The 19177-nt window shown below is 63.4% G+C and carries 19 protein-coding genes; 8 read left to right on the top strand and 11 right to left on the bottom strand.

The window, feature by feature from the left end; translation table 11 throughout:
* Positions 1-296 precede the first annotated feature (296 nt).
* The 3 genes from HLH28_RS03655 to araD all read right to left on the bottom strand — a co-directional run bounded on the left by HLH28_RS03655 (position 297) and on the right by araD (position 4527).
* The gene (locus tag HLH28_RS03655) at positions 297-1790 is read right to left on the bottom strand and encodes a CoA-acylating methylmalonate-semialdehyde dehydrogenase (RefSeq protein WP_182954583.1); all 1494 of its coding nucleotides are present in this window, start codon (positions 1788-1790) and stop codon (positions 297-299) included.
* A 50-nt stretch (positions 1791-1840) separates the two neighbouring features.
* On the bottom strand, positions 1841-2665 hold the full coding sequence (locus HLH28_RS03660) for an HpcH/HpaI aldolase family protein (protein ID WP_182954585.1): 825 nt from the start codon (positions 2663-2665) through the stop codon (positions 1841-1843).
* Positions 2666-2745: 80 nt separating this feature from the next.
* Positions 2746-4527: an L-arabinonate dehydratase gene (gene araD, locus HLH28_RS03665; RefSeq protein WP_182954588.1), complete on the bottom strand. Its 1782-nt coding sequence runs from the start codon at positions 4525-4527 to the stop codon at positions 2746-2748.
* 132 nt (positions 4528-4659) lie between these two features.
* Between araD and HLH28_RS03670 the strand changes: the two genes are divergently transcribed.
* The 5 genes from HLH28_RS03670 (at position 4660) to HLH28_RS03690 (ending at position 9285) form a co-directional block, all read left to right on the top strand.
* Positions 4660-5568 (top strand): LysR family transcriptional regulator, encoded by a 909-nt coding sequence (locus HLH28_RS03670; RefSeq protein ID WP_182954590.1) that lies wholly within the window; start codon positions 4660-4662, stop codon positions 5566-5568.
* A gap of 154 nt (positions 5569-5722) precedes the next feature.
* On the top strand, positions 5723-7090 hold the full coding sequence (locus HLH28_RS03675; RefSeq protein WP_182954594.1) for a D-galactonate transporter: 1368 nt from the start codon (positions 5723-5725) through the stop codon (positions 7088-7090).
* 196 nt (positions 7091-7286) lie between these two features.
* A complete protein-coding gene (nhaA, locus tag HLH28_RS03680) occupies positions 7287-8495 on the top strand; it encodes a Na+/H+ antiporter NhaA (RefSeq protein WP_182954597.1) in 1209 nt (402 codons plus the stop codon).
* Between the two features lie 113 nt (positions 8496-8608).
* Positions 8609-8878, top strand: a complete 270-nt coding sequence (locus HLH28_RS03685) for an antitoxin (RefSeq protein ID WP_182954600.1) — start codon at positions 8609-8611, stop codon at positions 8876-8878.
* Entirely contained in the window at positions 8875-9285 is a 411-nt protein-coding gene (locus tag HLH28_RS03690; protein WP_182954604.1) for a PIN domain-containing protein, read from the top strand. Before HLH28_RS03685 ends, HLH28_RS03690 begins: the two co-directional genes overlap by 4 nt.
* Before the next feature lie 60 nt (positions 9286-9345).
* Here the strand turns inward: HLH28_RS03690 and HLH28_RS03695 are convergent.
* Positions 9346-10103, bottom strand: a protein-coding gene (locus HLH28_RS03695; protein ID WP_182954607.1) for an IS5 family transposase whose coding sequence is annotated in 2 segments (ribosomal slippage) — positions 9346-9776 and positions 9776-10103 — 759 coding nt in all. Because the reading frame shifts where the segments join, the coding sequence is not laid out codon by codon here.
* A 267-nt stretch (positions 10104-10370) separates the two neighbouring features.
* On the opposite strand from HLH28_RS03695, the gene HLH28_RS03700 reads away from it, so the two are divergent.
* Positions 10371-11165, top strand: a complete 795-nt coding sequence (locus tag HLH28_RS03700) for an aminoglycoside phosphotransferase family protein (protein WP_220789913.1) — start codon at positions 10371-10373, stop codon at positions 11163-11165.
* A 196-nt stretch (positions 11166-11361) separates the two neighbouring features.
* Here the strand turns inward: HLH28_RS03700 and HLH28_RS03705 are convergent, their stop codons facing one another.
* A complete protein-coding gene (locus tag HLH28_RS03705; protein ID WP_182954611.1) occupies positions 11362-11739 on the bottom strand; it encodes a hypothetical protein in 378 nt (125 codons plus the stop codon).
* A 308-nt stretch (positions 11740-12047) separates the two neighbouring features.
* Here HLH28_RS03705 and HLH28_RS03710 point away from each other — a divergent pair, with 308 nt between their 5' ends.
* On the top strand, positions 12048-12602 hold the full coding sequence (locus HLH28_RS03710) for a GNAT family N-acetyltransferase (RefSeq protein ID WP_246395640.1): 555 nt from the start codon (positions 12048-12050) through the stop codon (positions 12600-12602).
* A gap of 294 nt (positions 12603-12896) precedes the next feature.
* On the opposite strand, the gene HLH28_RS03715 is transcribed toward HLH28_RS03710, so the two are convergent.
* Both HLH28_RS03715 and HLH28_RS03720 read right to left on the bottom strand, forming a co-directional pair.
* Positions 12897-13700 carry a metallophosphoesterase family protein gene (locus HLH28_RS03715; RefSeq protein WP_220789914.1) on the bottom strand — a complete coding sequence of 268 codons (804 nt, stop codon included), beginning with the start codon at positions 13698-13700 and terminating at the stop codon, positions 12897-12899.
* A 107-nt stretch (positions 13701-13807) separates the two neighbouring features.
* Positions 13808-14638: an oxidoreductase gene (locus HLH28_RS03720; protein WP_182954614.1), complete on the bottom strand. Its 831-nt coding sequence runs from the start codon at positions 14636-14638 to the stop codon at positions 13808-13810.
* A gap of 126 nt (positions 14639-14764) precedes the next feature.
* On the opposite strand from HLH28_RS03720, the gene HLH28_RS03725 reads away from it, so the two are divergent.
* Positions 14765-15673 (top strand): LysR family transcriptional regulator, encoded by a 909-nt coding sequence (locus HLH28_RS03725; RefSeq protein WP_182954616.1) that lies wholly within the window; start codon positions 14765-14767, stop codon positions 15671-15673.
* A 581-nt stretch (positions 15674-16254) separates the two neighbouring features.
* Here the strand turns inward: HLH28_RS03725 and HLH28_RS03730 are convergent.
* The 4 genes from HLH28_RS03730 to HLH28_RS03745 form a co-directional block, all read right to left on the bottom strand.
* On the bottom strand, positions 16255-17406 hold the full coding sequence (locus HLH28_RS03730; protein ID WP_182954618.1) for an aldo/keto reductase: 1152 nt from the start codon (positions 17404-17406) through the stop codon (positions 16255-16257).
* 220 nt (positions 17407-17626) lie between these two features.
* Positions 17627-18349: a hypothetical protein gene (locus tag HLH28_RS03735; protein ID WP_182954620.1), complete on the bottom strand. Its 723-nt coding sequence runs from the start codon at positions 18347-18349 to the stop codon at positions 17627-17629.
* Complete coding sequence (locus HLH28_RS03740; protein ID WP_182954623.1) at positions 18349-18822, bottom strand: GNAT family N-acetyltransferase; 474 nt, start codon at positions 18820-18822, stop codon at positions 18349-18351. The genes HLH28_RS03735 and HLH28_RS03740 overlap by 1 nt, the downstream gene beginning before the upstream one ends.
* Positions 18819-19163, bottom strand: a complete 345-nt coding sequence (locus tag HLH28_RS03745; protein ID WP_182954626.1) for a hypothetical protein — start codon at positions 19161-19163, stop codon at positions 18819-18821. Before HLH28_RS03745 ends, HLH28_RS03740 begins: the two co-directional genes overlap by 4 nt.
* Positions 19164-19177: the final 14 nt, after the last annotated feature.

A 19177-nucleotide genomic window follows, 5' to 3' on the forward strand; every position in this document is an offset into this window, starting at 1 on the left:
CGGCCCCAGGCCCCGTTTACGAGGCGCTTGCACCTTTCATCACGAAAGGGCGCTGACGCCGCCATGATCAGACGCAGGTTCTGGTGACGAAAGGTCTTTTCGGACTGGCCTGGACGTGTTTCAGCGCTGGCCTTTGCGGAGACCTGTGGAGGCGTGGCCGCTGGCGGGTGGCGAACTGTCCGATTGTTCCGGCGCCGATCCCCTGCCGTCCCTGCCGGTCGCCACCCGCCATGACAAGGCGAGGAAACCGTTCCCCGCCTTTCTCGACCTCGCCGCCGCAAAGCAGGACTTGCGCCTCATGCGTGCGTGGGCATCACAAACTCGGCCCCGGCGCGGATTCCCGCCGGCCAGCGCTGCGTGATCGCCTTCATCCGCGTAAAGAAACGCACGCCTTCGGGCCCGTGCATGTGATGGTCGCCAAACAGCGAATCCTTCCAGCCGCCGAAGGAGTGGAACGCCATCGGCACGGGAATTGGCACGTTTATGCCGATCATACCTGCGCTGACGCAGTGCGTGAACGCCCGGGCCGTGTCGCCGTCCCGCGTAAAGATCGCCGATCCATTTCCATAGGGGCTGTCGTTGACGATTTTCAGCGCGGCATCGAAATCCGGCGCACGCATCACGCATAGAACCGGTCCGAAGATCTCCTCGCGATAGATGTCCATCTCCGTTGTGACATTGTCGAACAACGAACCCCCGATGAAGAAACCCTTCTCGTGTCCCGGCACCGTCAGACCGCGCCCGTCGACCACGAGCGTGGCACCCTGCTCGACCCCGGCATCGACCAGCCTGCCGATCCTCGCGCGATGCTGGGCCGTAACGACCGGGCCCATCTCATTGCTGTCGTCGGCACCGCTGCCGACCTTCAGCGATCGCGTGCGCTCGGCAATCAGCGAGACAAGGCGGTCCGCGACCGGGCCGACGGCGACCGCCACGGAAATCGCCATGCAGCGCTCGCCGGCCGAACCGTAGGCCGCACCAATCAGCGCGTCCACCGTCTTCTCGAGATCGCAATCCGGCATGACAATGGCGTGGTTCTTCGCGCCTCCCAGCGCCTGCACGCGCTTTCCGGCAGCAGTACCGGTCGCATAAACATGCTTCGCGATCGGGGTCGATCCGACGAAGCTGACCGCCTGGATCGCCGGATGTTCCAGGATGGCATTGACCATGTCCTTGTCACCATGGACAACCTGGAACACGCCGTCAGGCAGGCCGGCCTCCTTCAGGATGTCGGCCAGAAGGACCGACGCCGACGGATCTCGTTCGGACGGTTTAAGAATGAAGCAGTTGCCGGTCGCAATCGCCATCGGCGCCATCCACAGCGGCACCATGACGGGGAAATTGAACGGCGTGATGCCCGCGGTGATGCCCAATGGCTGGCGCATCGTCCAGGCGTCGATCCCCCGGCTGACCTGCTCGGTATATTCTCCCTTCAGGATTTCCGGTGCGGCGGTGGCGAATTCCACGACCTCCAGCCCGCGCGTGACCTCGCCCTTCGCATCCGAAAGCACCTTTCCATGCTCGGCGGTGATGATGGCGGCCAGATCGTCCCTGCGCGCCTCGATCAGGTCGCGGGCGCGAAACAGGATACGCGCACGGGTCAATGGCGGCGTCTCGGCCCAGGCGGGGAATGCCTTCCGTGCGGCCGCTATGGCAGCTTCCAGGTCTGCCTGGTCACCCAGAGGCACCTGCCTGGCGACCTCACCGCTCGCGGGATTGAAAACATCCGCCCGGCGGGTACCATGACCTTCCGTATGGCGACCGTCGATAACATGGGGAATAGTCATCATGTCTCTTTTCCAAAACGAATATCGATGTGACGATCCGGACGGGCGTGCGATCAGTAGCCTGAAACAGGAGCACTGCCCGTCATTGCGGGAGCACCGCCCACCAGCTTGCGGAACTCGGCAACGGAATGCTGTGCCCCCTGGGCGAGCAGGCGGACATCATTGGAAACCGTGACCAGGTCGGCACCCCAGGAAACGCCCTTCGCGGCATAGGCTGCGGTGCCGTTATGCAGCCCCAGTCGAATGCCGGCGCCGTGCGCGGCCGCGATCACGCGCTGGATCGCCTCGATCATCTCAGGTTCCTCGCGGTCGAACCCGGTCCGGTACCTGCGCCCGGTCAGGCCGAAGGTCAGGTCGGCCGGTCCGACATAGACGCCATCCAGTCCCGGCGTTCTGACGATCTCGTCGAGATTGGCCATGGCTTCCGCAGTCTCGACCATGGCAAGGCACACCACCTCGTCATCGGCAAAATCGGCATAATCGCTGCCAAGGGCGAAGTTCGCGCGCGTCGGCCCGAAGCTGCGATTGCCCTTCGGCGGGTACCGCACGCAGGAAACGAGCCGTTCCGCCTCCGCACGAGTGTTGATCATGGGGCAGATCACACCCCAGGCGCCGGCATCGAGGATTTTCATGATCGCGCCCGGATCCAGCCAGCTTGCCCGCGCCATCGTCGCAACGCCCGAGGCGCGCATCGCCTGAAGCATTGGAAGCATGCCATTGTAATCGACAGCACCGTGCTGAATGTCGATGGTCACGGAATCATAGCCGGCCGAGGCCATGATCTCGGCCGAAAACGGACTGTCCATGGAAAGCCAGCCATTCAGTACTGCGTGGCCTTCCGCCCAGATACGCCGTATGGGATTTCTGTGGGTCGTCATTGCCCTGTCTCCATCGGTGCGCGTCGCCGGGACCTGCCTGCTCCGGAATATCCCGGGGCCTGCCCCGAACGCATGCGGCCTCAGTAGATCGCCGGTTCGGACACCGGCGCGCCGAAATCTGCCTGCAGGAAATCAAAATCGCAGCCCTTGTCGGCCTGGACGATGTGATGCGCCGCCATCCAGCCATACCCCCGCTCATAGCGCGGCGGGGGCGCCTTCCAGTCGGCGCGGCGTCGCTCCAGCTCCGCCTCGGAAATCTCCATGGAAATCGAGCGCGCCTCCACATCCACCGAGATGACGTCTCCCGTCTTCAGCAGCGCCAGCGGGCCGCCGACATAGGCCTCCGGCGCCACATGGAGGATACACGCGCCGTAGCTGGTGCCGCTCATCCGCGCATCGGAAAGACGCAGCATGTCGCGCACACCCTGCCTGATGAGTTTTTTCGGGATGGGCAGCATCCCCCATTCCGGCATGCCCGGACCGCCCAACGGGCCCGCATTGCGCAGCACGAGGACATGGTTCTCGGTCACGTCCAGGTCCTCGTCCTCGATTGCCCTCTTCATCGACGGGTAATCGTCGAAGACCAGGGCCGGGCCGCTATGCCTGTGGAACTTCGGATCGCAGCAGGCCGGTTTCATCACGCAGCCATCCGGTGCGATATTACCGCGCAGGACGGTCAGCGCGCCGCCGGCTTCGCCGGTAAACACCGGCTTGTCGAGCGGGCGGATCACATCGTCATCATAAACCTTCGCGGCATTGATGTTCTCGCCAACGGTCCTGCCCGTCACCGTGAGGCAGGACAGGTCCAGGAAAGCCGAGATACGATTCATCAGCGCCGCAATGCCGCCCGCGTAATAGAAATCCTCCATCAGATAGGTCGTGCCCGTAGGACGCACGTTGGCGATCACCGGCACCTCGCGGCTGGCCCGGTCGAAATCGTCAAGGCCGATATCGATGCCCGCCCGACGCGCCATGGCGATGACGTGAATGATCGCGTTGGTCGAGCAGCCCATCGCCATCGCCACCGCGATCGCGTTCAGAAATGCCGCACGGGTCGCGATTTTCGATGGCTTCAGATCCTCACGCACCATCTCCACGATCCGGCGTCCGGACGTTTTCGCCATGCGGATATGATTGGAATCGACGGCCGGAATCGAACTGGCGCCCGGCAGCGACAGACCGATCGCCTCGGCAACGGCGGTCATCGTACTGGCCGTGCCCATGGTCATGCACGTGCCGGCGCTGCGGGCGATCCCCGCCTCGACGCCGAGCCAGTCTTCCCGGGTGATCTCGCCTGCCCTCAGCTTGTCCCAGTATTTCCACGAATCCGAACCCGAACCCAGCGTCTTCCCCTGCCAGTTGCCGCGCAGCATCGGGCCGGCAGGTACGTAGATCGCCGGGATATCCATGCTGGTCGCGCCGAGGAGCAGGCCGGGCGTGGTTTTGTCGCAGCCGCCCATCAGCACCGCACCGTCCGCCGGGTAGGAGCGGAGCAGTTCCTCGGATTCCATCGCCAGCATGTTGCGATACAACATCGTTGTGGGCTTCATGAAATTCTCGGAAAGCGAGATCGCCGGAAGCTCCATCGGAAAGCCGCCCGCTTCCAGCACGCCACGCTTCACGTCCTCGACCCGCTGTCGGAAATGCATGTGACACGGGTTGATGTCCGACCAGGTGTTGAGGATCGCGATGACGGGTTTCCCTTCCCAGTCCTTCGGATCGTAACCCATCTGCATCGCACGCGAACGATGCCCGAAACTGCGCAGGTCGGCCGGCCCGAACCAACGCTCGCTCCGCAGCCTGGGCCTGTCGGCTTCGCCTGCGGTCAGGCCTGGGGGGCGGGCTCCGGCGTCTTCAGTCATGCGTCATTCTCCCTGCCCCCACCGCGATGCCTGCTATGACCGCGTGACGGGGGTCTGCCGCCGCAGTTAGGACGCGACAGGTCCAGGGTGTCCAGATTAGATACGGCATGGATTGAGACAGGATTGATATCGATGATTCAGCTCACCCAGGTCCGGTGCTTCGTCACCGTCGCGGAGGAACTTCATTTCGGGCGGGCGGCCGCGCGCCTGAACATGACGCAGCCGCCGTTGAGCCGGCAGATCCAGCTTCTCGAACACGCGCTCGGTGTCGAACTGCTGGAGCGCACCAGTCGCGTGGTGCGCCTGACCCAGGCCGGCTCTGTCTTCCTGCCGGAAGGACGACGGCTCCTGCGCAGCGCCGAGGACGCGGTTCTCGCGGCGCGTCGGGCCGGGCGCGGCGCGCTGGGCCAGATCGCCATCGGTTTCACGCCAAGCTGCAGCTACGATTTTCTGCCGCGCCTGATTTCGGCCCTGCGCGCCGATTATCCCGACGTCGAGCCGATACTTGAAGAGATGGTCACCCGCGATCAGCTTTCCGCCCTTGCCTCGCATCGGCTCGACATCGGCTTCATGCGCCCGCATTTCGATGCGCCGGATATCGAGCGACGCAGGATCGTTACGGAACCCATGCTAGCCGCCATTCCCGAAGATCATCCCATGGCGGCGCTGGAGGTGGTGATGCCCGCAGATCTGGAGGGACAGGAACTCATCATGTATTCCGTTCTGGGCGGCGGATATTTTCACGATCTTGTGCACAGGCTTCTGGTCGGCTCGGGTATCCAGCCGAGACTTGTCCACCATATGACGCAGATCCACGCCCTGCTTTCCCTTGTGAAGACGGGAATGGGCATAGCGCTGATTCCCCGCTCGGCCTCCCGCCTCGGGATCAGCAACGTCGTTTATCGCAGTCTGGGATTCGGCACGGACATATCCGCCGAGCTTTTCATGGCGTATCGCGCCGAGGACCCGAGCCTGGTCCTGGGGAATGTCATGAACGTGATCACACGCCTTGTCGGGGAGAGCGAGCCGCCGCCGGCCTGAGCGATGCCAGCCTTGTATTGATCCATCCACTGATTGATTTTGACGTCCCCGCGCCCGAGGCGTTGTGTTTCGCGCATGATCGCGGGGTCCCGATGTCTCGCCACCCGGAGCCCGCACCGGCGTATCCCGGGCCCCGCATCGAGGGAGACACAGGGTGAATATAATAAAAGGGGCGCCAACGCACCCAGCCGCCGGATTCCCGTCAGATGCCGCACGCAGCCAGCGGCGAACCGTAGTCCGATATTTCGTTCTCGCATTTCTCTTCACCATAACCGCAATCAATTACGGTGATCGCGCGACGCTCGGGATCGCAAGGTCCAGCATCTCTCATGACCTTGGCCTGAACCCGGTTTCCATGGGGTATGTCTTCTCGGCGTTCGGCTGGGCCTATGTGCTGAATCAGGTACCCGGCGGCTGGCTGCTGGACCGTTACGGCTCCATTCGTGTCTATGGGGCCAGCCTCTTCGCATGGTCGCTGTGCACGCTGGCGATCGCCGGTGTCGGCCAGGTCCCGCACAGCCTGGTATTTCCGACGCTGTTCATCCTCTGGGCTGGACTTGGCCTGGTGGAAGCGCCGGCCTTTCCTGCCAACAGCCGCATCACGTCCAGCTGGTTCCCGACGGCCGAAAGAGGTCTGGCGACATCCATATTCAACTCGGCGCAGTATGTCGCCGTCGCTTTTTTCGCACCGTTGATGGGCTGGGTCACGCAGCGCCTCGGGTGGGAATATATTTTTGCCATGATGGGCCTTCTGGGCGTGCTGCTCGCCCTGCTCTGGCTTGCGACAATGCGCGCCCCTGCGAAGCATTCCGCCGTGAATGCCGCGGAACTGGCCTATATCCGCGAGGGAGGCGCGCTCGTCGATATCGACGACAGGAGCAGACGGACGAAACGGAGACTCAACGGCAGACAGATTCGGTTCATGCTGACCGACCGGACCCTTCTGGGCGTCTATGGCGGCCAGTATTGCATCAATGTCATTCTTTATTTCTTCCTGACATGGTTTCCCTCCTACCTGCACCAGGCACGGGGACTCTCGCTCACGGAAACCGGTTTCGCCGCGAGTGTGCCGGCGCTCTGCGGTCTGCTCGGCGCCATCATCGGCGGCGCCGTGTCCGACAGGCTGCTACGCTCCGGACGCTCGGAGAGCTTCGCACGAAAGACGCCCTTCGTTGTCGGGATGGCGCTGGCTTCCACTCTTTGTCTCTGCAATTTCGTCCAGTCTCCCCTGTTCATCATCGCGATCATGTCGCTGGCCTTCTTCGGCAAGGGTGTGGCCGCGATCGGCTGGGCGGTCATCTCCGACATCGCTCCGAAGGAAGTACCCGGTCTGGCCGCCGGCATTTTCAATGGGATCGGCAATATTGCCGGCATCGTGACGCCGATCGCAATCGGTTACATCGTATCGCTGACCGCGTCCTATGACGGCGCATTACTGTTCGTCGCCGCGCATTGTCTGGCGGCGATCCTGCTTTACCTCGTCGTCGCCGGAAAGATCCGGCGCCTCACCCTGCCAGCCTGAGATGACCGGAGAGCCTGTTCAGATCGCGCTGGCGGTCCTGCTCGCTGGAAGAGGCAGAACGTCGGCGGCAGCCTTCGTGCGAGACACCAAATCCGTCAACGGGACTTTCAGGAAGCGAACACCATGGAGACGCGATCACAAAGCGGCGCAAGGCGATCGGCTTGCATGAACGATCCGTCTCATCCAACAAGGAGGGATGACTGACGTCCCCGGCACCCCTGCGGCTCGCATTCGACGTTTCCTGCGCTCCCCTTCGGGCGGGGCATCCGTCCTCCTGCTTGCATCCCTCGCGGGCTTTGCCCTGGCAAATTCGCCATGGGCGTCGGGTTATACCGCCCTGGTAACGACCCCCGTGACACTTTCCGTCCTGGGGGCACGGGGGCCGGAAAACATTGATGCATGGGTCTCCGACGGACTCATGACCCTGTTCTTTCTGGTGATCATTCTCGAAATCAAGAAGGAAATTGTCTCCGGGCACCTCGCGTCGCCACGCCGCGTGGCCCTTCCGCTCATCGGGGCGCTGGGTGGAATGATCGTGCCCGCCCTGACGTATCTGCTGGTGACATGCGCGCATCCGGAAGCGACACGCGGCTGGGCCATTCCTGTTGCGACGGACGCTGCGTTCACGCTGCCGATCATTCTTGCTCTTGGAAGGCATGTCTCGCGCGGAGCCAGGGCCTGGCTGATGGCGCTTGCCATTTTCGACGATGTGCTGGGGATCGTGGTGATCGCCCTGTTCTACGGGGGCGCCCTGTACTGGCCGGCGATGGCAACGGCCGTGATCGTCACGGCAGCGTTGATCGGGGCGAACAGGACCGGGATCGGAACCCTCTGGAGTTACGGGATCGGTTGCGTTCTGCTGTGGGTAGCGCTTCTGGCTTCCGGCCTGCACCCGACCCTTGCCGGGGTTGCAACCGGCCTCTGCCTGCCCGCAACCACGTCCGGACGGCGTGCCGGACAGATTGCTCCCCTCGATCGTGCGGCGTCCGCACTGACGCCTTTCGTCACCTGGGTCGTTCTGCCGCTTTTCGGCTTCATGAACGTGGGCGTGTCACTGGCAGGCGTTCATTCGGACATGATGCTGAAGGCTGTTCCGTTAGGGATCATGCTGGGTCTGCTTGTCGGCAAACCTGTCGGTGTCTTCGGCGCGACACTGCTCTCGACCAGGCTGAAGATCGCAGCACTTCCGGCCGAAACACCAACAGGAATGCTGTTTGGTCTTTCGCTCCTGTGCGGCATTGGATTCACGATCAGCCTGTTCATCGCGAACCTGGCATTTTCCGGATCAGACCTCGTAACCCCCGCCAGGATGGGCATCTTCGCCGGTTCCGTCCTGTCCGCCCTGGCGGGGTGGCTCTGGCTGCGTTTCTCGCCTGGGCACGACCGGTTTCAAGATGTCCCATAGGAAGAAACACCACCCGGAGCCGACATCCGCTCTCCCACCAAAGCAGCCGTGAGATGCTGGTTGAAAGCCGCCGCCGCTCCGTGTATATGCAATGGATATACACGGAGCCTCACATGCCCTCCCGTAGCCAGATGAATGCCTCCCCCCCACGTGAGGCCAAACTCTTTCGGAACAACAAGAGCCAGGCGGTTCGCATTCCGGCCGACTTCGAACTTCCCGGTGAGCGGGTCCTGATTCACCGGGAGGGTTCACGGCTGATCATCGAACCTGTGCCTGGGAAGCGTTTGTCCGCCGTCCTCGCCGAACTGAAGCCCCTACCAGCCGAAGACGCCTTCCCCGATATCGACGGCACACTCCTGCCGACGCGGGAAATTGACCTGTGACGGCGCTCTTCATGCTGGACACCAATATCATCTCTGATCTGGCCCGGAATCCTCAGGGCAGGGCCGCTCGGCATATCGTGTCTGTCGGTGACGACGCGATTTGTGTCAGCGTCATCGCCGCCGCTGAACTTCGTTATGGCTGCGTGAAGAAGGGCTCGCCGAGACTGACGGCGCAGATCGAGGCAATCCTGCAGAGCACCACCGTGCTTGCCCTCGATCTCCCGGCCGACGCTGAATATGGCCGCATCCGGGCGGATCTCGAGGCGGCCGGAAAGCCGATCGGCCCGAACGATCTCTTGATTGCCGCACATGCTTGTGCCGTTGGCGCGGTACTCGTCACCGCCAACACCGGTGAGTTCGCGCGTGTGTGCGGCCTGAAGGTCGAAAACTGGCTCGCCACTGCGTAGCGAGTCCGGAAAAGGAGCAGGTCTTGAGCAAGAATGAAAATACCGTGTTAGGGCCCGGACTCATAACCAGTAGCTGACGGCCGCGACGAGGCAGATGGCGGCGTGGAAGTTAATGGCATTGCGATCGTAACGTGTCGCGATGCGGCGGAAGTCCTTGCGGCGGTTGAACATGCGCTCAATGGCATTTCGCGTCCGATAAAGGACCGGCGAAAAACAGTTCTTCCAGACCCGGTCGGCCCTGGGCGGGATGTTCGGCGCGGCGCCCTTGCCCTCGATCTGTCGACGCACCGCATTGATGTCGTAGCCCTTGTCGCCGTGGATCAGCCGGGCGTTCGAGACCTGCTCCAGCAGCGGAACCGCTGCCGTGCAATCCGCGACGTTGCCGCCGGTCAGCACGAAGGCGACCGGGCGGCAGGCGGCATCCGTCAGCGCGTGGATCCTGGTCGTGCGCCCGCCACGCGATCGGCCGATGGCCTGGTGTCGCTCCCCCTTTTTCCGCCGCAGGCGCAGCGACGGGCCTTCACGGCGGAACTGTCGATCAGAAGTTCGGCAGACGGTCCACCGCTCTGCGCCAGCGCCTCGAACAGGCGCGCCCAGGCGCCTTTCGCAGCCCAGCGCTGAAACCGATTGTAGAGCGTCTTGCGCGGGCCATACGCGGACGGCACATCCTTCCACCGCGCGCCGGACAGCATGATCTGAATGATGCCGCTGATCACGCGTCGATCATCCACGCGCGGCTTGCCACGCGTATCGGTGGGCAGATGCGGCGCAATCCGCGCAAACTGCCGGTCCGAAAACCAGAAAAGGTCAGCGTCCATCGCTCGTCTCCTTTCAGAAACAGCGAATCACACGCCGCTCGCAATGGGAATCCCCTTATGGGTCCGGGCCCTGAGAGCCGACATTCCGATTACCCGCCAAAGCTTCCGGTCTATCATGCGCAAATAGCAGGGCGGCGGAACACGCATTCTTCTCGGTCATCGCGGGCGCTTGAAGCATTCCCGATAGCGGACAGATGGCATGCGCTTTAATATCGCAAAATGCACCGTGCAATAAGCCATACCCCTCTCCATTCAGCAGCGAACGCCTTGCTGTCCCAATGGCATCTGATTGAAGATGGTCAGCCCATTTTGACGGCAAGTTCCCTGCTGATGCCTGTCACCCGTGATGGCTCTCCAGCCATGTTGAAAATTACCTCCGATCCTGATGAACTTCGCGGCAATCATCTCATGGTTCTATGGGATGGCCAGGGTGCCGCCGCAGTTATGGAACATGATCAAGGCGCTCTTCTGCTTGAAAGAGCGGTGAGCAATCGAACCCTCGCCGACTTCGTTTACGCTGATTTAGACGACGAAGCGACACGAAAACTCTGCGAGACAGCAAAGCTTCTGCATTCAGCCTCGCTATTACAACAAACGGATATGCGCTCCTTGGACAGATGGTTCGCCGATTTGCTCGAACTGCCCCCAAACAGCGCCGAATGGATAAAAGACTGCGCCCGTCAAGCCCGCGACTTGCTAAGCGACCCACGAGAGCCGATTACCCTGCATGGAGATCTCCATCACGGCAACATTCTGGACTTCGGAGCGCGAGGTTGGCGCGCGATCGATCCGAAAGGGCTTTACGGAGAACGAGCCGCCGATTTCGCAGCCTTGTTTCTAAACCCCGACCTTGCTGATCCACAGCGCCCCTACGCTGCTTCGCCGAAACGGTTCGAACACAGGGTCAGACAGGTAAGTTCACATGCGATGATTGAGCCTGCCAGACTCCTGCGTTGGATCCACGCTTGGAGCGGCTTGTCAGCGGTTTGGTTTATGGAAGAGGGAATTGTTCCGGAAACTCAGCAGGCCGTGGCGCATCTGGCAATTCAGGCGCTTGCTTAGTCAGGCGAGAAAAGAAAGCTTCCACCTCATCCTCGACGTATCGGCTTTGCTGTCGGTTCCCTGAAATCGGGTGATGCCAACAAGAAAATAACTGTAAATTCCGCAGATCAGCGACAAAATATAGGTTCCACTCATGAAAAAAAGGAACTTGTTTCCAGAAATGCACTAAAGTTCATGAGACAGATCAATCTCGCCATTAACATGTGCGGGCATGAGACCATGCATTTTCACTGATCTGATATTCCTCAAAAAGGGATTGATCGAGGCATTCGCTAAATGCTCGACTGGCGGTGGGTTCACTTTCACCAGCGTAAGCGACCTGCTCTTTCTGTCCCCCGCCAGAAACCGAGCCGATCTTGCCCCCGTGCTGCAGACCGAATGTAGCAGCATAATGCGTATCAAGGCCCACGCCTCCCGTTCCGCTGTCGAGGACGCCGCTGGCCGCATGTCCGTTGACCGTCATCGCAACATGCACCAGGTTGTCGTCCAAGGAAAAGGGCACGATCGTCTGTGCATTCGCAGGGACGCCCTCGACCGTCAAAAACGATATGATGATGCTGGCTATGTAACGCATTCCGTCAATCTTCCTGATGCTCGCCACCGTATCGGTAATCAAGGTATCATGTCTCAGGAATGCAGATTACCTCCCCTAAAATCTTCCTCATCCAACTCAGACTTGTCCACCCGTTACAGACCGTTCGGCCAGCGCGGGATTCGCTTGTACGTACTGCGCTCGATGGCAGATAGCCTCGCTTTCCGCCATTGGGTCCGCCCTACCTGAGTATACGGGCAGACAGGCCGGACGCACCTTCATAAGAGACGCGGTTTCAGGATGTGATAGCTTCGGGAAGCAGACATAATTTGTCTGCCGGAAACGAGGTCATGAGCGATATGAATGAAGTTTATCTTGAACCTCTTCGCCCTGAGGACGCACCTGATATGTTTTCCGGATTATCAGACGACCGCGCCTATCGCTTCATCCCTGATGATCCACCGGCAACTCTCGACGCTCTTCGTGACAGGTATGTTTTTCTGTCCTCGGGTGGCACGCAGGATGGTACCGAGGTCTGGCTGAACTGGGCCGTCAGACGGACTGCGGACCAGCAGCCTGTAGGGTATACGCAGGCCACATTGACGGGGGACAATGCGCTTGTCGCCTATCACGTCTTTCCGGCCTTCTGGCGCCAAGGCGTCGCGACCCGAGCCATGAAGCTGACCTTGGCGGATATCTTTCGCCGCCCTCAAATTAAAGTGGCTCATGCCTTTGTCGATACGAGAAACACGGCGTCTATTGCACTATTGAGGACCCTGTATTTCAATCTCGTCCGAACAGTACCAGACGCAGATTTCTTCAAAGGGGCCACAAGCCACGAATACGAATTTCGTCTTCAGCGTGAAGCTTGGCTTCAAAAATCAATACCTTCCAAAGCGGAATAGCATGTCAGTCCGTCTACGCCCCATGTCGGTTGCCCATCATGATGCAGCCTTTCCTGAAACCAGACGCGCTACATGATTTACCCGAAGCCCGCGACATGTTCGCACAATTCGAACCTATCGAACTGTACTGAAGGGGCAGGCGTCCTCTGACGGCAGGTTCATAGGTATTCTTGTCTCAAAGCGGACGATCCGCAAACCGCCAAAGCCGCCTGCCTGCAAGCACCGAGCAGACAGGCGGCAGACGCCGCATCGTCACGTCCCAGGTCGCACAAAAACCGCCCACTCCCAGCATCGTCAACGAGGCATTCTACCTGTACGCACCCCAAACGCGATTTCAGGCCGCCCGGCCTGCTCCGCTTGCCGCGCAGCCGCCTCGAAATCGTAGGGAATCGCCCGCAGGTCGACGCTCCACCCCAAAGGCGATGGGGCTACCAGAGCATATCGCGCATGTGGACATCCCGCCTCCATGACATGCGCGACCGGGCGATCGTCGTCATAGGCAGGCATCCCGACGCTGCCAGGATTAACGATAAGAACACCATCACTCATGACGACGCGCGGAATATGGGTATGCCCACACAACACGAGCTGCGCATCACCGGCCCCGACCAGGCGGCGACGGATAGCGTCAGGGCGATCGAGCCGCGCTTGCCCTGTCGAGACATCTTCCAGGAAATAATCCAGATCCCCTCCGGCAGGACTGCCATGACAGGCGAACACCCGCCCATCCAGCAACCTCGCTGTGCCGGGAAGCGACCCGAGCCATTTCCAATGGTCTTCCGACAGGCGCGGACGCGCATAGGCGTCGGAGGCACCCGTCCCACCTGTCAGCAGCTGGCGTTCATGATTGCCTGCCACCGTTACGGCCGAGAGCGACATTTGAAGATCCGCACTGCGGGCCGGGTCGAACGGCCCGGAAACCAGATCCCCCAGATTGACGATCAGGTCGGGATTTTCATGCGCAATATCACGCAGCACGGCGTCCAGAGCCAGACTGTTCCCATGGACATCGGCGATCACGGCAATCTTCATGCCGCCAGCATATTCGGCGACGTCGCGGCAGTCCATGCGGCCGGAAGAGTGCACCCCACCGACCACGGCACCCGCCTTCCTTGTCTTTCAGCCGAACATCGCTGTCGGCCAGCCTTCGCCCCCGGGTCCGACATCCGTAACCGCACATCGCGCCCCGCATGCCAAACATGGCGTCACCTGGCGAAATCCGTCGAAACACTGACGGAACGCCAGGCGCGCAGTTCCTCAAGGCGCGCTTCGTCGCATCGTTCGGCCCGCTGATAGGCATCCCGCCCCAGAACCAGCCGCAGCGGCGGCCGCTCCGCGTCGGCCAGCGCAAGCATCGCCTGCGCCGCGCGGGCGGGATCGCCGGGCTGATGACCGTCATAGGCACGCTGCATCGCCGCCGTCCGGCCGACGGTTTCGGCATAGGCCGGGTTGCCGTCTGCAATGCGGGTCGAGGCGCCGGCGAAATCGGTGCGAAACCCGCCGGGCTCGACGATCGTGACCTGCACGCCGAACGGCCGCATTTCATCCGCCAGGACTTCCGAAAACCCCTCGACCCCGAATTTCGCCGCCGAATAGGGTGCCCGACCCATCGCGCCCACCCGCCCCCCGATCGATGAAACCTGAATGAAGCGCCCCCGGCCCTGCGCCCGGAACACCGGTATGGCCGCCTTCGTCACGATGATCGTCCCGAACAGATTCACCTCTATCTGGGCACGAAAGTCCGAAAGGCCCGTGTCTTCGATCGGGGCGACATTGCCATAGCCCGCATTGTTGACGACGATATCCAGCGTCCCGAAGCGGGCCACGGCCATCGCGACCGCGCGATCGGCGGCATCCGGATCTGTGACGTCCAGCGCCGCCGTGATGACACGCTCATCGCCCGATGCGACGAATTCGGCCAGCGACGCCGGGTCGCGCGCGGTCGCCACCAGCCGGTCTCCCCGATCGACAACGGCCTGCGCCAGCGCCCGACCCAGACCGCGGGAACAACCGGTGATCAGCCATGTTTTCGCCATAGCGGAACCTCTCATGCGGACGCGTGAACCATATCCATGCCGCCGCCCTGCGGCATCGCGGCAGCCGGCATACCGGAGATAGGGCGATTGCCGCATGGCGATAAGCGCGATAATCTGCACCGATCCATGGCACTTTCCGCACCAATGGCCGGCGGCCGGCTGATCGAGCTCGAGGCCGCGTCGGCACTCGCCCGGTGCGGCAGCTTCCGGGCGGCCTCGGCATCGGTCGGTCTTTCGCCGACCGCCTTCAGCCGGACGATCGCCAATCTGGAAGAACGTCTCGGCGTTCAGCTCTTCGCCCGCACGACACGAAGCGTCCGGCCGACAGAGGTCGGCGCCCGGTTCCTGGCGCTGGCCGAGGAAGGATTGTGCGGCATCCGCTCAGCGGTGGCGGAGGCCACCGAACTGCATGGCCGGCCGTCAGGCGTCCTGCGCCTGACCTGCGCGACAGGGGCCGCGCGGCGCATTCTGGCGCCGGTCCTGCTGCCGTTTCTCCGCCGCTATCCCCGGATGGAACTCGAACTGGTCACGGATGCCCGGCTGGTCGATCTGGTGGCCGGCGGGTTCGACGCCGGCATACGCGCCGGCCACGCCGTCCCGCGCAGCATGGAGTCCACACCGATCGGCCCGCGCCTGCGCTATGTTCTTGTCGCATCTCCCGATTTCCTGGCCACGCATCCGGCCCCCGAAACCCCGCGCGACCTGCGTCACGTTCCATGCCTTCGGTTCCGGCGGCCCGATGGAGCGATCGAGCCATGGTCGTTCCGACGCGGACGGCAGAGGCTGTCCCTCGACGTCTCCGGACGATTGACCCTCGACGAACCAACCCTGCTGCGCGAGGCCGCCCTGGCGGGGGAAGGCATCGCCTACCTGGCCCGATGGAGCGTCGAGACCGATCTCACCGCCGGCCGGCTCGCCACCCTCCTGGATGATTGGATGCCCGAGGAACCCGGGCTTTGCCTGTACTACCCCCGCCACGCGCATCACCCGGCCGGACTCGACGCCCTGATCGCGATGGTCAAGGCGCAAACATGACAGACCGGTCCGGCTCCCCCGCCGCCGAGAGGACGAAGCCACCGCCGATCGTCAGATTCGACGCCGTATCAGAGACGACCAACCTGTAACACCGACCTGTAACACCGACCTGACGCTGACCTGCATGAGATCGCCGATGCCATCCCGCAGGAAGCCTTCCCCTCCTTCCACTCCAGCCCGAACATCTGAAAGTCCTGATGGGACTTCCCGTGCAACATCGTGATCCCTTCGATCACCTGTTGATAGCGCAGGCCCGGACCGAGCAGGCGATTTTTCTGTCGGAAGACAGCCAAATGGATCGTTATCCCATCAAGAGACTTCATTGCTCATAGTCTCGTCAAAGGCAGCGGACATAACAAACATGGCTGCCGACAGCTATTTTCTCGAAACGGCCCATCGCGGGCCTACACTGCCCGGGAAACGACCGGCCATCCCCGCCATAAGCTGAAATGACGAAGACGCCACCCCGGCAAGCCGGCATGGCATCGGCCTGCGCGCCGCCAGACATCCTCCAACCGACAGCCCTCCACGGCACGTCCCGCAGGGGACGTTCCGCAGGGGACGAAAGCGACCCGCCCCCCCTACACCCCAACCGGCGTCGGCGCATTCGCCGCGATCAGTTTTTCCTGTTTCAGCTCGCTCCAGAAGTCCGGCGGAATCGCGACCTCCATCGACCGGGCGTTGGCCTGCATCTGCGCCGCGTTGCGCGCGCCCGGCACGATGGCGGCGACCGTGGGATGCGCGGCGGCGAACTGCAGGGCGGCGGTGCGCAGGTCGATGCCATGCCGGGCCGCGATCGCGCTGATGCGGGCGCGCTTGCGCGGCATGCCCTCGGGGATGGTCCCGCGATAATCGTAGCGGTCGCGCCCGGCCAGATAGCCCGCGTTCAACGGCGCCCCCACGACGGCCCCGATCCCGCGCTGGGCCAGCGCCGGCAGCGTGTGGTTCAGCGCCTCGTCATGCCGCAGCAGCGAATATTGCGTCGCCAGCAGGAAAATGTCCGGATCGCCGACCTGGATCGCCTTCAGCGCCGGCTGCGGGGTGTTCACCCCGAACCCCCAGGCCTTGATGATCCCTTCCTCGCGCATGCGCGTCAGCGCCGGCATCGCGCCCTTGGCGGCAACGTCGAAATACTCCGTCCAGCGCTTGCCCATGTCGCCGTTATCGGGCGAGATGTCATGGATGTACACGATATCCAGGCGCGAAATGCCCAGGCGCTGCAGGCTGTCCTCGATGGATCGCCGCACGCCGTCCGCCGTGTAGTCGTACCGATAGGCAAAGGGCGACGGATCCTTCCACAGCTTCACCGCCGGCGGATGCGTGGTCGCCGTCAGCAGCCGCCCGACCTTGGTGGACAGGACGAATTCGTCGCGCGGGCGCGTATGCAGGAAATGGCCGAAACGGCGCTCGCTCAGGCCCAGCCCGTACCAGGGCGAAGTATCGAAATAACGGATGCCCGCATCCCACGCGGCCTCCAGCGCCGCCTCGGCATCCACGTCCGTGCCGGGGGCGAAGCCGTTGCCGATCGGCACCCCGCCGATGCCGATCCGCGTGGGCGGACGAAAACGCCGGCCCGGCTCGGGCGCGTTGGCCGGCATGGACGTGCCCGTCACGCGGCCCAGCGTGGGCATGACGTCGCCCGCATGGTCCGCGTCCTGGGCATGCGCCCGCCGCGCCAGCATCGCGGCGGCGCCCACGGCCGAAAGGGCAAGCATATTCCGTCTGGTCGGCATGATCGGTTCCCTGGCTGTGATAAGACAGATCGGTAACGAGCGCGCGGAGGCCCGGTTCGCGACGGCAGCCGGGCCAGGCCGCACCCCCGCATGCGCACGCGCCAGTCTGCCGCGCATGGACGCCATGATCCAGCCGCCGCAGGCCCGTCCCGCCCGCCGGTCACATCACGCCATCGTGCGTCCCATCCCCGCCCGCGCGCCCTGCCACGCCGTCAGGCCCTCATGCCGTCAGGCCCACGCCCACGCCGGCAAACGGGTTCTGGTAGCTGCTGTCCCCGCCCGCCCCGCCCAGCAGCGCGCCCAGGGCCCCCGACGATCCCCCGCCGGCCAGCAGCGCCAGCGCGTTCCCCAGCCCGCCCTGCACCGCGGCCGTCGCGCCCAGCGTGCCCTGCGCTGTCGCGTTCCCCGCCCCCGACAGGGCGCCCAGCACGTCGCCGGCCGCCTGGTTGCCCTGGCTGCCGATCGTCCCGGCCGCCGAACTGCCCAGGCCCGCCAGGCCCGACAGCGCGTTCATGTAGTTCCCGAACTGCGTCCCCGCGTAATTCTGCGCATATTGCTGCAGGGCATTCATCTGCCCGCCCGACAAGGCCAGCCCCCGCGCGGCGGCGGACTGGTCCAGCCCCTGTTCGCCCTGCTGCAACGGGAACTGGTAATAGGGCGTCCGGGTGAACTGGGTATAGGCGTCCAGCGCGCCCGACCCCTGGCCGGACGACCCGCCCGGCAGCCCCATCAGGCTGGCCAGGCTGTACAGCGCATTCGTCCCCGCCCCGACATAGGGCGACAGGTCCTGCACGGTCTGGTCGTAGACCCCCTGCTGGAACTGGTTCGCCGTATTGAATTCGGACGCCCGCTGACGGGCGGCGGTCGACGCCGCGTCCGATCCCATCAGGCCGCTCGCGGCCGCGCCCAGCGCGCCCAGTCCACCCGTGATTGCCGTGACCATCAGCCGATCCACTTCCCGAATTGACGTTCCATTTCCACCCAGCCCAGCCGCTGGAAGATCCGCCCGACATCCAGCGACCGGCCAGAGGGCGCGGCATGGATCTTCGTGCCGGTGATCAGCCGCCGCACCCCGCGCGCCGCCAGCGTGCGCTCCGCCTCGCGGAACAGCCTGATGCCCGCGGTCCATTTCCGGTCGGCGGGCCGGATGTAGTACAGATCGAAAAATGCGTGCGGCGTGCTGCGATGATGCAGATGCGGCCAGACCAGCGCGACCAGGTACCCCACCAGGATGCCGTCGTCGCGCATCGCCACGACATGCAGCGCGCCCGCCGCCTCCAGCGCCGCATAGGCCGGCAGGTCCATGTCCAGCGGCACGCGCGCCTGCTCCACCGCCACCTCGCGGAAATGCGCCGCCCACAGCGGCTGCATGTCCGGCAGCACCGCCGACCAGGGCTCGACCCGACAGGCGATCACGACGTGGTCACCTGCAACCCGCCGGCCGAAATCGTCAGCGCCGCCGCCGCCGTCGCCACGACCGCGATCGCATCCCCCGGGGCCAGCACCTTGCCGACCTCGTTCGGACTGTTCCAGCTCTGCCCGGGCAAAATGGTCTGGTTGAAGCTGGTGACGTTCGCGGGCCCCGCGCTGCCCCCCGACGGCACCAGGTAGATCGTCACCTGCACCGGCACGGCCACGACATTGCAGACGCCCAGGGCATCGATGCGCGTCACGACCCCGCCGGGCGAGGTATAGACCGCCGTCGTCGCCGCCGGGACGGGCTGCGCGGGAATAATGGAAACGGGCTGAACGGACATGGCACCTGCGATCG

Source organism: Gluconacetobacter tumulisoli, assembly GCF_014174155.1.
GTDB classification, from domain to species: Bacteria; Pseudomonadota; Alphaproteobacteria; order Acetobacterales; family Acetobacteraceae; genus Gluconacetobacter; species Gluconacetobacter tumulisoli.

Excerpts from the sequence above, each read along its gene's own strand:
- HLH28_RS03655 (WP_182954583.1), bottom strand. The coding sequence starts at position 1,790 with ATGATGACTATTCCCCATGTTATCGACGGTCGCCATACGGAAGGTCAT.
- HLH28_RS03660 (WP_182954585.1), bottom strand. The coding sequence starts at position 2,665 with ATGACGACCCACAGAAATCCCATACGGCGTATCTGGGCGGAAGGCCAC.
- araD (WP_182954588.1), bottom strand. The coding sequence starts at position 4,527 with ATGACTGAAGACGCCGGAGCCCGCCCCCCAGGCCTGACCGCAGGCGAA.
- HLH28_RS03670 (WP_182954590.1), top strand. The coding sequence starts at position 4,660 with ATGATTCAGCTCACCCAGGTCCGGTGCTTCGTCACCGTCGCGGAGGAA.
- nhaA (WP_182954597.1), top strand. The coding sequence starts at position 7,287 with ATGACTGACGTCCCCGGCACCCCTGCGGCTCGCATTCGACGTTTCCTG.
- HLH28_RS03685 (WP_182954600.1), top strand. The coding sequence starts at position 8,609 with ATGCCCTCCCGTAGCCAGATGAATGCCTCCCCCCCACGTGAGGCCAAA.
- HLH28_RS03705 (WP_182954611.1), bottom strand. The coding sequence starts at position 11,739 with ATGCGTTACATAGCCAGCATCATCATATCGTTTTTGACGGTCGAGGGC.
- HLH28_RS03710 (WP_246395640.1), top strand. The coding sequence starts at position 12,048 with ATGAGCGATATGAATGAAGTTTATCTTGAACCTCTTCGCCCTGAGGAC.
- HLH28_RS03720 (WP_182954614.1), bottom strand. The coding sequence starts at position 14,638 with ATGGCGAAAACATGGCTGATCACCGGTTGTTCCCGCGGTCTGGGTCGG.
- HLH28_RS03725 (WP_182954616.1), top strand. The coding sequence starts at position 14,765 with ATGGCACTTTCCGCACCAATGGCCGGCGGCCGGCTGATCGAGCTCGAG.
- HLH28_RS03730 (WP_182954618.1), bottom strand. The coding sequence starts at position 17,406 with ATGCCGACCAGACGGAATATGCTTGCCCTTTCGGCCGTGGGCGCCGCC.
- HLH28_RS03735 (WP_182954620.1), bottom strand. The coding sequence starts at position 18,349 with ATGGTCACGGCAATCACGGGTGGACTGGGCGCGCTGGGCGCGGCCGCG.
- HLH28_RS03745 (WP_182954626.1), bottom strand. The coding sequence starts at position 19,163 with ATGTCCGTTCAGCCCGTTTCCATTATTCCCGCGCAGCCCGTCCCGGCG.